The sequence below is a fragment of the Bacillus coahuilensis m4-4 genome, from assembly GCF_000171615.1.
GTDB classification, from domain to species: Bacteria; Bacillota; Bacilli; order Bacillales; family Bacillaceae_K; genus Bacillus_T; species Bacillus_T coahuilensis.
Genome location: NZ_ABFU01000051.3, coordinates 54,349 through 69,740 on the forward strand (window position 1 = coordinate 54,349; position 15,392 = coordinate 69,740).

Annotated in this window: 10 protein-coding genes, 2 pseudogenes and 1 other annotated feature; of the genes and pseudogenes, 8 read left to right on the top strand and 4 right to left on the bottom strand. The window is 37.1% G+C overall.

Annotated elements, in window-relative coordinates:
• Positions 1–101 precede the first annotated feature (101 nt).
• A pseudogene (gene acsA, locus M44_RS23100) lies at positions 102–1,819 on the top strand (acetate--CoA ligase).
• A 38-nt stretch (positions 1,820–1,857) separates the two neighbouring features.
• Here the strand turns inward: acsA and M44_RS23105 are convergent.
• Complete coding sequence (locus M44_RS23105) at positions 1,858–4,548, bottom strand: transglycosylase domain-containing protein (protein ID WP_010174273.1); 2,691 nt, start codon at positions 4,546–4,548, stop codon at positions 1,858–1,860.
• Positions 4,549–4,907: 359 nt separating this feature from the next.
• Positions 4,908–5,129: a binding site (T-box leader), on the top strand.
• 40 nt (positions 5,130–5,169) lie between these two features.
• On the opposite strand from M44_RS23105, the pseudogene tyrS reads away from it, so the two are divergent.
• From tyrS to M44_RS12980, 3 genes and pseudogenes are all read left to right on the top strand, one after another.
• Positions 5,170–6,429 (top strand): annotated as a pseudogene (gene tyrS, locus M44_RS23110) (tyrosine--tRNA ligase).
• A gap of 173 nt (positions 6,430–6,602) precedes the next feature.
• Entirely contained in the window at positions 6,603–7,091 is a 489-nt protein-coding gene (locus M44_RS23115; RefSeq protein ID WP_010174279.1) for a sigma-70 family RNA polymerase sigma factor, read from the top strand.
• Complete coding sequence (locus tag M44_RS12980) at positions 7,084–8,436, top strand: DUF4179 domain-containing protein (RefSeq protein WP_010174281.1); 1,353 nt, start codon at positions 7,084–7,086, stop codon at positions 8,434–8,436. The genes M44_RS23115 and M44_RS12980 overlap by 8 nt, the downstream gene beginning before the upstream one ends.
• Here the strand turns inward: M44_RS12980 and rpsD are convergent.
• On the bottom strand, positions 8,411–9,013 hold the full coding sequence (rpsD, locus tag M44_RS12985; RefSeq protein WP_010174283.1) for a 30S ribosomal protein S4: 603 nt from the start codon (positions 9,011–9,013) through the stop codon (positions 8,411–8,413). The two genes, M44_RS12980 and rpsD, sit on opposite strands and share 26 nt — an antisense overlap.
• Positions 9,014–9,432: 419 nt before the next feature.
• Between rpsD and M44_RS12990 the strand changes: the two genes are divergently transcribed.
• Together M44_RS12990 and M44_RS12995 are read left to right on the top strand one after the other, a co-directional pair.
• Positions 9,433–10,011 (top strand): hypothetical protein, encoded by a 579-nt coding sequence (locus tag M44_RS12990; RefSeq protein ID WP_029326879.1) that lies wholly within the window; start codon positions 9,433–9,435, stop codon positions 10,009–10,011.
• A gap of 45 nt (positions 10,012–10,056) precedes the next feature.
• Positions 10,057–11,913 (top strand): sensor domain-containing diguanylate cyclase, encoded by a 1,857-nt coding sequence (locus M44_RS12995; protein ID WP_010174286.1) that lies wholly within the window; start codon positions 10,057–10,059, stop codon positions 11,911–11,913.
• 47 nt (positions 11,914–11,960) lie between these two features.
• Here M44_RS12995 and M44_RS13000 read toward each other — a convergent pair whose 3' ends face one another.
• Positions 11,961–12,440: a GAF domain-containing protein gene (locus M44_RS13000; protein WP_010174287.1), complete on the bottom strand. Its 480-nt coding sequence runs from the start codon at positions 12,438–12,440 to the stop codon at positions 11,961–11,963.
• Positions 12,441–12,649: 209 nt separating this feature from the next.
• On the opposite strand from M44_RS13000, the gene refZ reads away from it, so the two are divergent.
• A complete protein-coding gene (refZ, locus tag M44_RS13005; protein ID WP_010174289.1) occupies positions 12,650–13,291 on the top strand; it encodes a forespore capture DNA-binding protein RefZ in 642 nt (213 codons plus the stop codon).
• Here refZ and hisJ read toward each other — a convergent pair.
• The gene (gene hisJ / locus M44_RS13010; protein ID WP_010174291.1) at positions 13,281–14,087 is read right to left on the bottom strand and encodes a histidinol-phosphatase HisJ; all 807 of its coding nucleotides are present in this window, start codon (positions 14,085–14,087) and stop codon (positions 13,281–13,283) included. The two genes, refZ and hisJ, sit on opposite strands and share 11 nt — an antisense overlap.
• A gap of 320 nt (positions 14,088–14,407) precedes the next feature.
• Between hisJ and M44_RS29035 the strand changes: the two genes are divergently transcribed.
• On the top strand, positions 14,408–15,379 hold the full coding sequence (locus M44_RS29035; RefSeq protein ID WP_050770987.1) for a septation ring formation regulator EzrA: 972 nt from the start codon (positions 14,408–14,410) through the stop codon (positions 15,377–15,379).
• Positions 15,380–15,392: the final 13 nt, after the last annotated feature.

The following is a 15,392-nucleotide window of genomic DNA, read 5'->3' on the forward strand; positions in this document are numbered from 1 at the left end:
TTGTCGAAAAAAACTGCTAGTAAGAGAAGATATTAAAAAATTGAGAATATTTGGTCCTTATATTATAATGGGGGATAACAAGGGCAAAGGGGGATATGCTTGTGAAATTGGAAGCGTTACCAACGGTAAAGGGGAATTACAACCTAATTGACTATAAAACTATGTCTACTGACTTTCAGTGGAGTGATGTAGAAAAAGAATTTACCTGGTCGAAAACAGGACGGGTAAATGTTGCATATGAAGCCATTGACCGCCATGCAGAATCATTTCGAAAAAATAAAATTGCATTATATTACAGAGATGCAGAAAGAAATGAAAAATATACGTATAAAGAAATGAAGGAATGGTCTAATCGGGCAGCTAACGTACTTAAATCAACCGCAGAAGTAGAGAAGGGCGATCGTGTTTTTGTATTTATGCCAAGACAGCCTGAACTATATTTTGCCGTTTTAGGTGCAATTAAATTAGGTGCTATTGTCGGCCCATTATTTGAAGCGTTTATGTCAGGAGCTGTTCGAGATCGGTTACAGGATAGCGAGGCGAAAGTACTAATTACCACTCCAGAGCTGCTTGAGCGTGTTCCTGTAGAAGAGCTTCCTGCACTCCAACATATAGTATTAGTTGGGGAGGATGTAAAAGAAGAGGGGAAGATTGTTAACTTTTTAACTCATCTTCAGAGTGCAAGTAAACATGCACAAATCGAATGGGTAGATCGACATGATGGCTTAGTTTTACACTATACGTCTGGTTCTACAGGAAAGCCTAAAGGTGTACTTCATGTACATAATAGCATGATTCAACACTATCAAACAGCAAAGTGGGTTCTAGACTTAAAGGAAGAAGATGTGTATTGGTGTACAGCAGACCCAGGGTGGGTGACAGGTACGGCATACGGAATGTTTGGACCATGGTTAACAGGGGCTTCTAATGTAATTGTTGGAGGTAGATTTAATCCTTCTACTTGGTATGAAATGATTGAAGACCTTGGAGTAACTGTATGGTACAGTGCTCCGACCGCATTTAGAATGCTAATGGGTGCGGGTGATGAGTTGGTTCAGTCCTATAATCTGTCATCATTAAGGCATATTTTAAGTGTAGGTGAACCATTAAATCCTGAAGTTATTCGATGGGGAATGAAAGTGTTCCATCAACGCATTCATGATACTTGGTGGATGACAGAGACAGGAGCACAGGTAATTTGTAACTATCCATGCCTTGAAATCAAGCCAGGTAGTATGGGAAAACCTATTCCAGGAGTGAAGGCGGCGATTGTAGACGATAGAGGAAATGAATTACCACCATATACAATGGGCAATTTAGCTGTTAAAAAAGGGTGGCCTTCGATGATGTATACGATCTGGAATAACAAAGAAAAGTACGAAAGCTACTTTATGCCTGGCGATTGGTATGTTTCAGGAGATTCCGCCTATATGGATGAAGACGGGTATTTCTGGTTCCAAGGAAGAATTGATGACGTCATTATGACATCAGGTGAACGTGTAGGACCATTTGAAGTAGAGAGCAAATTAGTTGAGCATCCAGCTGTTGCGGAAGCTGGCGTCATCGGAAAGCCTGATCCATTACGCGGGGAGATTATCAAAGCCTTCGTAGCTTTACGAGAAGGCTACACAGAATCAGATGAGCTAAAAGAAGAAATTCGCACATTTGTAAAAGAGGGCTCGCTTCTCATGCGGCTCCTCGTGAAATTGAATTTAAAGAAAAACTACCAAAGACAAGAAGTGGGAAGATCATGCGTAGAGTATTGAAGGCATGGGAGCTTGATTTACCCACAGGTGACTTGTCAACCATGGAGGACTAATAAAAAGAATCCGATTCAACTGAATCGGATTCTTTTGCTTATTCTTCTGGATCCTCTGGTTCTTCAGGCTCTACAGGAGGAGTTTCTGGTTCTTCAGGCTCTGCTGGTGGTTCTTCTGGTTTAGGATCCGGTTTATCTTCTTTTGGTGGATCTTTTTTGTCATCTTTTGGCTTGTCAGGTTTCTCAGGGTTTTCTTTAGGAGGTTCTCCCACTCTAACTACATTAGATGCCGGTGATTCGTTACCTGCTACATCAACTGCAACAACGATGTATTCCCCATTACCAGCAGCAACAGAGAAGCTTTCATCAGACTTTTTAATAGCTACTTTTGCTCGTTTTCCATCTTTTACAGAGTATACTCTGTAGCCTATTACATCCCCACTCGACGAAGGTGTCCACGTAATAGCTGTATTCTTTGCTGTTACATTCACCTTATTTGGGATACTACCATCGTCTTCAATTTTATTTTCCGCCACAAGAATATTTTTATATTTCTCGTTATTATCTGGAAACAGCTCTCTTGGATCAGCACTTGCTCCTTGCATAATCTCTTTAATGAAATCAGGATTTAAGATAACGCCAGGATAAGAGAATTCTTCAGGAGTTGAAGGAAGAGCTAAATACTTCTTATCATTAATAAGTACATACCGGCTCTTGATTAAACTATCGTCAACTTCTGTAGGCACGTATTGTGCATTAAATAACCCAGTTTCAACAAGACCAGCTTCAGAGCATGCGTCAGAAGGAATTTTACCGGAAATACTACAGAACGATCTTGAGACAATTCCACCTGGCATTTCAAAGCGAGTGGAAGGATCAATTAACTCTTTATCTACGTTATAAGCAGAATTCAATAGCTTACTCCATAGCTTTAAATTACGAGTACTATAATTCTCATATGCACTTGGCTCAAGTGAGGTATTGTCATCATATCCAATCCACGTCCCAAATGTAATGTTCGGATTTGCTGCGACAAACCAGGCGTCACGATAATTCTGACTTGTTCCTGATTTTCCTGCAAAATCGCTAGAAAATTGTAATAATGAATTGATGCGACTACCAGTCCCATATTCTACTACATCTCTCATCATATCAATCGTTAAGTAGGCGGTTTGTGGTGAAAATACTTCTTGTGCTTCAATTTTGTGTTCGTACACCACATTGCCATCTTTATCTAGAATCTTATCAATCATATAGGCATCAATGAATTGACCACCATTAGCAAACGTTGTGTAGGCATTCACGTTTTCTTCTAAGGTTACACCTTCAGTTAAACCACCTAAGGCAAGAGAAAGGGCACCGTAATCTCCTTTTACTAGACTAGTAAAGCCCATTTTCTCTAAGTACTTAATTGGTTCGCGATTTATAATTTTTGAATGTAACCAAACCGCAGGTGTGTTATATGAATAAGCTAACGCTTTATCAGCTGGCATGATTCCTTTGATATTGTTTCCATAGTTTCCTGGAGTATAAGGGTCTTGTCCAGGTATATTATACGTAAAGTTAGCATCGATGACAGGCGACTTTGTGCCAATAACACCATACTCAAGTGCAGGTGCATAGACTAGAAGAGGCTTCATAGTTGATCCATTTTGTCTAGTCGTTTGTGTGGCGTGGTTAATATTTTCAAGTTCAAAATCACGTCCACCAACAAAGCTCAAAATTTTACCTGTCTTATTTTCTATAAGGAGGGCACCGGTTTGAACAGGCTGTTGTACTTGAACTTCTTCACCTGTCTCTTCATCCGTTTTAGTTCTTGTATAAGTTTCTCCGTAATTTTCATATTCATCTTTTGCAACCTGCATAGCGTCATACATTTCCTTATGGATAGTTGAATGAATCTCATATCCACTTTGACGCATATCACGATCAGCTAATGTGTAATATTTAGAATAAAGTTCAGAGCTTGCTTCTAAATCCGCTTTTGTTATACCGTCTTTCTCCGCTAGCATATACATAATAATTTCTTTTGCTCTATTTTCAAGCTCTTGAGTTAAATAAGGATATTCATCTTTAGGATCTTCCTTACTTGAAATAAAGTCATCTTTAATATTGTAATTGATCGCAGAGTTAAATTCTTCTTCTGTTAAATAACCTTCTTCAAACATTCTTGTTAAGACGGTTTTCATTCGATTCATTCCATCTGCTAGACCTTCATCCGATTTGACTACACCTTGGTTCGTAAAAGGCGTGTAGGCAAATGGTGCTTGAGGAAGTCCAGCAATAAAGGCAGCTTGTGGGATAGATAGGTCTTTTGCGTCTACACCAAAAATCCCTTGTGCTGCTGCTTGAACACCAGCTACATTATTTCCCGAGGAATTTCGGCCGAAGGTGGCTACATTTAAGTACGCTTCTAAAATTTCTTCTTTCTCAAAAAAACGCTCTAAACGAAGAGCTAATATCATTTCTTTCGCTTTTCGCTCAAAAGAGACCTCATTCGTTAAGATTTGGTTTTTAATTAATTGCTGGGTAAGCGTACTACCACCAGATTGTACTGCTGAGTTCGTGAATTCTTGGAATACAGCACGAAGTACCGCCTTAGGCACGACACCATCATGTACTTCAAAGTATTCATCCTCTGTTGCAATTAAGGCTTGCTTTAAATGTTCTGAGACATCGTTAATTGAAATCTCTTCGCGAAGGATATCTGCTTGCATTTCACCAAGAAATACATTATTAGCAAAATAAAGCTCCGATGTTTCTTCATAATTATAGATATCCTTTTTCATACTCTCATAGGATCTTACTTTCTCGTCTTTAACAAGGGAAGCAAAATATCCTGCTCCAACACCGCCAGCAAATGCTGATACTAAAACAAGTGTAATAACGGTAATTAAAGTTAAATTCCAAAATACTCCCGCTGAAATTCTTAAAGACTTATGAAGTTTTCTATTGTTGAAAAAAGAAAGTACGGGTTGAAGAAATTCTTTTTAATTGGTTCCATTTTGTATTCATTCAATCAATCCCCCTAAAATCTACTATATTATAGCATAAATTCATGTCTGCAAATAAAATTTCATAAGATTTCCATATTGTATTTGACAAAACAAGCAGTAATATGTTAAAAATCATCTATACACTTACAATAACAAAAGCGACGAATGGAATAAGTAGCGAGCATGTCCCTATTAAAGAGAGCTAGTGGCTGGTGGGAACTAGTATAAACATGAACGTGAATTACCTCCATGAGCAATGATTCTGAACCTTTTACATTAGGAATCATCGGTTAATTCCGTTATCTTAGTAAAGATGAGAATAGATCACTATTCTTAAGCTTGGGTGGTACCGCGTCTTAAAAAACGTCCCTGCATATTGCAGGGGCGTTTTATTATGTAAAGGAGGAAAAGTAAATGGATATATTAAAGGAACTTGAATGGAGAGGGATACTTTATCAACAAACAGATGAAGAAGGTCTGAGCAATGTGTTGCATACAGAAAAAATTGCGTTGTACTGTGGAGTAGATCCAACAGGTGATAGCATGCACATTGGTCATCTTCTACCTTTCTTAACGTTAAGAAGGTTTCAAAATGCCGGACATACTCCTATCGTATTAGTTGGTGGGGCTACTGGATTAATTGGAGACCCTAGTGGAAAAAAGAAGAAAGACAGTTACAAACAATTGAACAGGTACAATACAATGTTTCAAGACTTAAAGCTCAGTTAGAAAGTATTTTTGCTTTCGAAGGAGAAAATCGTGCCAAGATGGTGAACAACTATGACTGGTTGGGAACAATGGATGTTGTTACGTTCTTACGTGATTTCGGTAAATACGTTGGTGTCAACTACATGCTAGCGAAAGACACAATTGCCTCACGCCTAGACTCAGGGATTTCATTTACAGAATTCACGTACACGATTTTACAAGCCTTAGACTTTAATCACCTTTATGAACATTACAATTGTAAGCTACAGATTGGTGGAAGTGACCAGTGGGGGAACATCACGACTGGACTTGAAGTGATTCGAAAGCATCAGGAGGAGGGAGCAAAAGCATTTGGGTTAACCATTCCTCTCGTCACTAAAGCAGACGGTACAAAATTTGGTAAAACAGAGAGTGGTGCCATCTGGTTAGATCCAGAAAAAACAACACCATATGAATTTTACCAGTTCTGGATCAACACGGCGGATGCGGATGTTGTAAAGTACTTAAAATTCTTCACGTTCTTAACACAAGAGGATATTGAAAGCCTAGCAGCTGCTGTTGAAACAGAGCCACATCTACGTAAAGCTCAAAAAGCGTTAGCAGAAGAAATGACCCGACTAATTCATGGGGAAGCGGCACTCGCTCAAGCACAAAAAATTACGCAAGCACTATTTAGCGGAGATGTGAAAGAATTAACGGCGTCTGAAATTGAGCAGGGCTTTAAAGATGTACCTTCTATCGAAGTGTCTAAAGCGGAAGATGTGCAGCTAATTGAATTACTAGTTGAAACCAAGCTATCTCCTTCAAAACGTCAAGCAAGAGAAGACATTTCAAATGGAGCTGTGTATGTAAATGGGGAGCGCCAAACAGATTTAGCCTATAGTTTATCAGAAGAAGATAAAGTAGGTGGGAAATTTACGATTTACGAAGAGGAAAGAAAAATATTTCTTAGTTCGATACAACTAATAGAAAGGCGTCTGGTTTTATCAGACGCCTTTTTACGTTATCAGAAGAATTTCAAGGATTTTAAAATGAAAATGAACGAATGATGGGCTTAGCGACTCATAGTAGAAAGAGGGGTGAAAAGATGTCCATAGAGAGGTTGGTAAAAAAAGACGAAAAAAGGTGATAAACTTGCTTTGCTTGAGTTAATCTCAAATGAACAAGATAGCTATTATCGACTTTCCTATTCCTATCTAGGAAATGAAAGCGATGCAATGGACGCGCTTGAAGATATGATTGTTATACTCTATGAAAAAATTAATTCTCTCAAGAAAGAGGAATCATTTTATAGTTGGAGCAAAACAATTCTAGTAAATAGGTGTAAAGCCAATTTACGGAACCAAAAGAAAGTCATTCCACTAGATGATATGGAGAGGAGAGTGGAGAACGGGTCAACCTCGTTCCACCAATTTTTACGTGTGGAGAGTTTAATTGATTTAAACAATGCTCTTAGCCAAATAAGCGAAGAGCAAAAAGAAGCCATTCTATTAAAATACATTCATGATTTTGATACTCATACAATTGCTCGAATGACCAATGTGCCAGAAGGAACCGTAAAATCGAGAGTTCATACTGGATTAGGGAAGATGAGAAACTACCTTGAAAGGAGAGAATGGAATGAATAAGGAACAGGTATGGTTAAAAGAGGCAAAAGCAAAGCTTGCTTCAGTTAAAGCACCCTCCGATTTCGATCAGAGACTTCAAACAAGATTACATTCAGTACCTATACGTAAAAGTAAGGTTCAACCATTGAAGTACACAAGTATAGCGATTATGGCAGTAGTCTTTTTACTAGTAGCTGGTTACAACTTTCCTGTGCTTGCTTTTTACGGGAAAAGTTTGTTTGAATTTGATTCCATTACATCAGAGAATATCCAGAAATTAAATGAGCAGGGAGAAGGGCAAGAAGTTGGAAAACAAGTCAACTTAGCGGATGGTACGATATTATCCATTCATGGTGTGATGTCAGATGCTAATCAGTTCGTAGTATTTTACTCTCTAGAAAATTCTAAGAGGGTAAAAGAAAATTTAGATTACTTCCATCCAAAATACGTTTCTGGATTTCTTACCAATTCAACGGTTTCAAGTGGGGTTGCAGAATGGAAGGAAGAAGGTAATCGGTTGATAGGTACGTATACATTCGATGGAGTGAATCCTTTCGCGAAAAAGTTAACGATTCATTATTCTTCTGAGTCAGATAAAGGAACGGAGTCAAAATCCGTCACGTTTCCATATAAAATGCAAGAAGCCATGAAAGAACAAGTGAACATTCGTATAGATCAAGAAGTAGAGGTTGATAAAGGTTCTTTAACGTTTAGCTCAATGAAAGCAACGCCTATGCAAACAATAATTAAGGGCTCATTAAACGTTGAAAATGGCGACCGAGTAGATTCATTATTTTCAGATACAATCTTGATAGCTAATGGGGAAGAAGTCTTGATGACAGGATCAAGTGTATCTTCAGGATTATTAGGCGATCAATTTGAGTTACGATTTGATGCGTTACCAGAGAACTTGAATTCTCTCGAGTTAGTCATACAAAAGTTTGTAGGGTATCACTCAATTAATGAGAGCTTTCCATTGTCCAATCAAACAACTATTGAGTTAGGAAAAAGGAAAACATTAGGGATCACCTCCATTCAAGATGACAATGAAGTTGTTGAAGTACGTGTCGAAACGGAGCCTAACGTTATGCTTGATGGGGTTTTTGTGTTAGATGAAGATGGTAAGCAAGCTGAAATTCAAACCACGGTTGGTCATGAACTTTCACAAAGTGAAAATGGAGAGCCGATACAAAGTCGGACATGGCTTTTTCCGTCCTTAGATACTATTTCCTCTATCTATATTGAGGGGATGCATTTTTTGGAAGAGGTACAAGAGAAAATTATCATAGTTGATGAATCAATAAAAAAAAAACCTAGACCAAAGGCAGGTTTTTTTACTATTAACGAGAGTAGAACTCAACGATAAGAGCTTCGTTAATTTCAGCAGGTAATTCAGAACGCTCTGGTAAACGGTTGAACGTACCTTCTAATTTGTCAGCATCGAAAGTAAGGTATTCAGGAACGAAGTTATTTACTTCGATTGCTTCTTTGATGATGTCAAGGTTGCGAGACTTTTCACGAACTCCGATTACTTGACCAGGTTGTACGCGGAAAGATGGGATATCTACGCGGCTACCATTCACAAGAACGTGACCGTGGTTAACAAGTTGGCGAGCTTGACGACGAGTACGAGCAAGACCTAAACGGTATACTACGTTATCAAGACGGCACTCTAGAAGAACCATGAAGTTCTCACCGTGTTTACCTTGAATTTTTGCAGCTTTATCAAAAAGATTACGGAATTGGCGCTCATTTACACCATACATGTGACGAAGCTTTTGCTTCTCCTGTAATTGTAAACCGTATTCAGAAAGTTTCTTACGTTGGTTAGGACCGTGTGGACCTGGAGCGTAAGGACGCTTTTCTAATTCTTTTCCTGTTCCGCTTAATGAAATGCCAAGACGACGAGATAATTTCCAAGATGGACCTGTATAACGAGCCATAGTGTGACTCCTCCTTCAAATGTTTTTATTTTGTTGTAAAATAAAAACAGATATATGAACTCATTCTGTGTATTTTATTTTCATGTACCTTCGCCCTAGCAGCAGAGGGTTACGAGATACACCTCAATTATAGAGGAATAAAATACGCTCACAATGCACATATAAAGGCTGCATTATTTTACACAACGACCATTATATGATGAATTTACTCAATAGTCAAGAGGAACTCCGCATTACTTATGATCAGATAGACTCTTCCCAATGGAAGAATTCATATCTTTAAGGAGAAGTAAACAAAACTTATATATGAAATGATTTGGTCCTATGCTATAATTTTTCATATGGAACGTGAATATAGGAATGCTAATAAGTAGATTAAGATTACAATGATTATAAATAACAAAAAAAGAGTGAATCTAGTGACGGAAACATTAAAGGAAAAACGACTTAGATATATTTTAATTCTTTTGTTTATTTCAATCACGGTGATTGGATTACTCTGGGACCGAGATGATAATGAACAAATAGCGACTCAAGAAACGAAAGCATTGGTACTAGTTCAAGGGGTGGAAGAAACCGGAAAACAGCCGCTCGTCATCCTTGCCAATTCAATAGATGAGATCAATCGGTTAACACTTTTTGAGGTTCAGACAGAAGATGATTATTACTTTAAATCTATACAATCTATGCGTTATACCGGTTTAGTGAAGGAATATTCATTGGATAAACAGGATCGGTTTTTTTGGACAAACATTGAAGATACTTGGAGGCTTTTCGATTATAATTTAACTGAAATACCTACTTCAGATCTTCATAGCATGGAAGAATCTTCGACGCTCTCTTTTACATTACATGATACATATGCTCTAGTAGAAAATGGAATACGTTTACCTTTAGATAAGAAGGTGCCCGTCGAAATACATTTACTTGAGAGCCCCAACACATACTTAGTTGTATACGAAAATGAAGTTGAAGTGGGAATTTTAAAGGGAAACTAATCCAGTAAGAGATATGAAGCTTGAATGAATGTAGGTGGTAATAGAATGGATAATCTGAATAATCTTTCTCTATATAAAGCGAAGTTATTCGATAGTATTTGTATGCTTGATAAAAAAAATCTCCCACTCTCAGAATGGATAAAAGAATGGATCTCCATTTTTACATCTGTGTATGAAGTATATGAATTTGCTCTATATGAACGAAATGACTATGGCTACAGTCAGATGATGACCTCGAATAATGAAGAGGGACGACTTGATCATTTACTAACTGTAGCTGAAGTGGAAGGAATATTTAATAATAATCCGTACTATTTTGTAGAGAACATCCAGCACTATTCTTCAGGATTTTGCTTCTCACTTGATTCAGAATACCCATCCTACATATTATTCTGCAATTTTACTAACCAATATAGTGAAGGAAATCCAAAGTCTACACTTGATATCTTACAGACAACTGAATATTTCCTCCAAAAATCAATGGCTGTCCAAAGAGCCTTATCAGAGGATGATCGGTACAGAGAACTCTATAAAGTAACAGAGGTATTTCACTCCTCTATGGATATGGATGTTCTGTTAAGTGAAGTGATTCAAACGCTCAGAAAAGTATTTCCAGATTATACCTACTTCCTGTATTTAGCGAATGATCCTCATGAGTATGTAGACTTACCAATTAAAAACTTTGATTATGACCAGGCAAGTCAAGCGGCGATGGAAACTTTTGTTAGCGGGGAGATTACCATTGAACAAGGGTGTAATGAAGTATTGAAAAATCTATATGCTCCTCTTAAAGGAAAGCAAGGTGTATATGGGATTTTAAGGGTAGCAACAAACGCTACTTTTCATTTTCCTGATGGTGATAAGGAATTTATTAAGTTATTAGCTTACACGGCCGGGAGCGCATTAGAGAATGCGAAACTCTACCAGCAATCCAAACGTTTAGTTTCAGACCTTCAATTAATTAACGAAACATCTCATAAGCTCAATTCTAATTTGAGACTGTCAGAGACCCTCACATTTTTGAACAGACAAATTCAAAAATCTATGGACGCGACAGAGATTGGATTTGTGTTTTTTACCGAAGGGTTACATCCATATAGCATCCTACCTGGTAGCTCTGAATTCTTTCATACACATTTAGGAAAGAGCTATATTGAATTTGCACTAACTAGAATCAACAATGAAAAAGACGCACTTTTCATTGGGGATATGGAAGGGAAAAGAGAGGATTTACATGAGTATCGTTCTCTCATGACCGTTCCTATGGTACAAAATAGTGATGTCATTGGCTTTTGCATTGTTTTGCAATCCTTACCGTATGCCTTTTCTTTTGATATGTATAAGTTACTACAATCTTTTATCCATCATTCTACCTTAGCACTAACCAATTCTATGTTACGTGAAAAGTTAGAGGAAATGGTCATCACAGATCATTTAACTAAACTATACTCTCGGAATCATTTAGATGAATTTATCTCAAGGTCCATGTTGGAAGATGAAAAGGGATGTTTAGTATTAGTCGATATTGATAACTTTAAACGAGTGAATGATACTTATGGACATCAGGTCGGGGATGAAGTGATAGTCCAAGTAGCCAACTTAATGAGTTCTACGTCCAAAGGAAAAGGATTAGCAGCTAGGTGGGGAGGCGAAGAATTAGCGATATATTTCCCTCATTTATCTATTGGTGAAGCAGAGCCATATGTGGAATCTATTATAAATGATTGTCCACTCGCTACAAATCCCAAAGTAACGCTCTCTGCAGGGGTCTCATCGTGGAAAAAAGGCTTTATGTATACGGAAGATAGTCTTTTCCATAAAGCGGATACAGCCCTTTACGAAGCGAAAAGGACAGGTAAAAATAAATATGTGAAGGATTCCTCGTTAGAATCCGTTCTCTAAACAAATATAAAGCTACCCTTAGTAATCCTCAGGGTAGCTTTTGACGTTTATAAGTACTCAACCAATGCTTTTGTGAATTGATTCAGCATGTTTTCATCCTCTTGATCAAATCTATTTTTAATCGGGCTATCAATATCTAAAACGCCAATCACTTGCCCTTTCTTAATAAGAGGAATGACAATCTCTGATTGAGAAGCTGCATCACAGGCAATATGGCCTGGAAATTCATGAACATCGGCAACCCTTAGCGTTCTTTCCTCTTTTGCAGAAGTTCCGCAAACACCTCTCCCATAAGGAATTCTTACGCAAGCAGGTAGACCCTGAAAAGGTCCTAGGACTAATTCCTGTCCTTCCGTTAAATAAAACCCTACCCAGTTAATTTCATCTAAGAATTGATTAAGAAGTGCAGACGCGTTACTAAGATTAGCGATTGTATTGGATTCGCCTTCCAATAATGCGCGAAGCTGTTTTATTAATAACTCGTACTTCTGTTCTTTAGAACCAGAATAGTTTTCGACATGAAACATGATAACTCCTCATTTCTGTATAAAATAGTGAAAAATCTACGGATTCTTTCTAGAAACTAGCAGAAAGAGTATAGAAAATGTCGACATTTAATTAAAGGTATTTTAGAAGCATCACTAGAAAATAGCAAGTGATACGAAAAAACATTATTCTAAATTTTTAGCATAAATAATGAAAGACTTCAACTAATTCGCTAAAGGAGGAAAGACGTATGAAAAAAGAATTACCTATGAAAGAGAGACTTATGGATGCAGCAATCACCCTTTTTCATACAAAAGGATATGACGGAACATCCGTACGTGATATAAGTAAGCTGGCAAATGTGAACCCGGCGAATATTTCGTATTATTTTAAAAATAAACAAGGATTGTTAGAAAAATGCCTAACACAATTTTTTGAAGGATACATTGCAATTTTAGAACAGCATTATTCACGGTTAGATACAGAATCCGCTCACATCGTTTTACAGTCAGCTATGAAGGAACTCTTAGAATTTCAAAGAGAGCATTATTTACTAGCAAGGTTTGTATGGAGAGAGGTTTCTGTCGATTCTCAAATTGTTCGTGAAATTTTTTCTTCCTACTTGATGAAGGAGCGATATATATTAACAGCTTGTTTAAAAACAGGAATGGACCAGCATGTATTCTCTTCTGTTCAGGTTTCCTATGCGGTTATTCAACTAAAATCTATGCTAACGATGCCATTTATTAATCAGCAGTATGTTAGTGAGGTTTGGAATGTCTATCCTCAAGAATCCTTCTTTATCGACCAATATTATAAGACACTTGAAACATGGGTAAATCGTTTACTCCATGTTCAAGAAAATATGGTGAAGTTAGCATCTATTGGGTAAGTAAAGGTGCAAACGTTTCATATCCTTGTCCAATTCCCTTCGAATGGTGAGCATCAGAGCCAAAAACTAGAGGAATGTCCATATCCTTTGCGATCTTGGCTAAAGGATAGGGAGGATACGTTTCTTTGCAATATTCTTTACTTAAGCCAGCACCATTTAAGTCTAATGAAAGCCCTCTGTCTCTTATGGCTCTGAGCACATGTAGTTGCTCATCTTCAAAGGATCGAGACGGAGGAAACAAAGTTTGAAACTTTTGAACTAAGGTCATGTGACCAATCCTATTGGGTTTATTAGGACCTAAATCAGCATTGATGGATTTCAGTAACGTCTCGTAATATAAAGAATAGACTAGATCCACATGGCCTGTCAGAGAGATCAATCGATTAAATTCATCCTCACTATAATCTAAACAAACATACTCTTCTCCAACCTTTAAAAAATGCACAGACAAAATAGCATCCTCTATGTGATCAGAGTAGTTAGTTAAGAAATTCTCAGTTTCTTCTTCGAACCCTTCAATATAATCTACTTCAAACCCCTTTAAAATAGTGATCTTATTTTGATACTTCTTTTTACATTGATCAAGTACTTTAAAGTAGTCTTCAATTAACTCTTTATCCATTCCGCTATCCTGTGTTGGCGTGGGATCGACAAAACCATGTGGTAAAGGAGCATGCTCAGTAAAGCTAATATGTGAATACTGCTGCTGTATGGCCCTCTCTATATAATTCAAAAAATAGTCATCTGTTCCATGGGGGCAATAAGGGGTATGAATATGTCCATCTTTTTTTATCATTTTGCATGGCCTCCATTTTATTTAGAAAATATTCGAGTTATAATAGCTTAATGTTACAATCTTTTTATATAATAGGATTATATTATAATTAAGCATAGGCAGATTTCACAGATTAGAAATAAAATTACCCATTAAAATTCCAATACATACGTCAAAAATTGTCGGATACATGGTATTATTATTTCTATCAATAAAAATATAGTTTTGCATCATACATGAGAGTAATCTAGTATTCTTACTTAATCTCTACCTACTAAGAGAATAAATATACAAGTATAGCTTATCATATAGCGCGAGTGGATTAGAACAGGAGGCTTTTTATGGAATTCCTCATAGGTATAATAATTGTCGGTATCATTTTGCTCCTTGTCAGCATGTTTTTCAAGAAAAAATATTACCGTAAGGTAGACCAGTTAGAAAGCTGGAAGGTAGACATGATGAATAATCAATCTATCCTCCATGAGCTTTCAAAAGTGAAAAGTTTAAAAATGACAGGGCAAACTGAACAGCTTTTTGAAAAATGGAGAAGGCAATGGGAGGATATTGTAGCTGTTGAGCTTCCTGAAGTAGAAGAAATGCTATTTGATGCTGAAAATAGAATTGATCGCTTCCTGTTTCATAAAGCGAATGCAATCTTCACTTCAATTGAAGAAATTTTAAATCAAGCAGAAGATAAAGTAGAAAAAATTAAAGAAGAATTAGATGAGTTAGTCGGTTCAGAAGAACAAAACAGGAGAGAAATGGAAGAATTAAGTGTAGGATTTCATGAATGCAAAAAGAAACTTCTTACGCAACGACACCAATTTGGACCTGCTGTAGTACTTCTAGAAGAACGTTTAGCCGATATTGAGACAAATTTTCAAGCGTACGATGAGAAAACAAATAATGGAGATTATTTAGAAGCACGTGAAATTGTTCTAAATTTAATGAAAGAATATGATGAAATCTCTTCGTTAATGGAGACCATTCCAAGCTTGCTTCAAATATGCAAACAGGAGCTTCCACAACAATTAAAAGAATTAAAAGATGGATATTACTCTATGTCAGACCAAGGATTTTTCCTAGAACACTTAGAGCTAGAGGGAAAAATTATATCACTTGAGAAGAACTTGATAGAATGGCAGGAGGAAGTTGGTCAACTTCAAATTGATGCAGTACATGAGCATGTTGAAAAGGCGAAAGATGAAATAAATGAACTATATGATCTTCTTGAGGAAGAGGTTCACGGACGCCATTATTTTATTCAAAACAAAGAAAAATTAAAAAGAAAGCTTTTATTCATTAAAGGGTGAGAACGAGTCTATT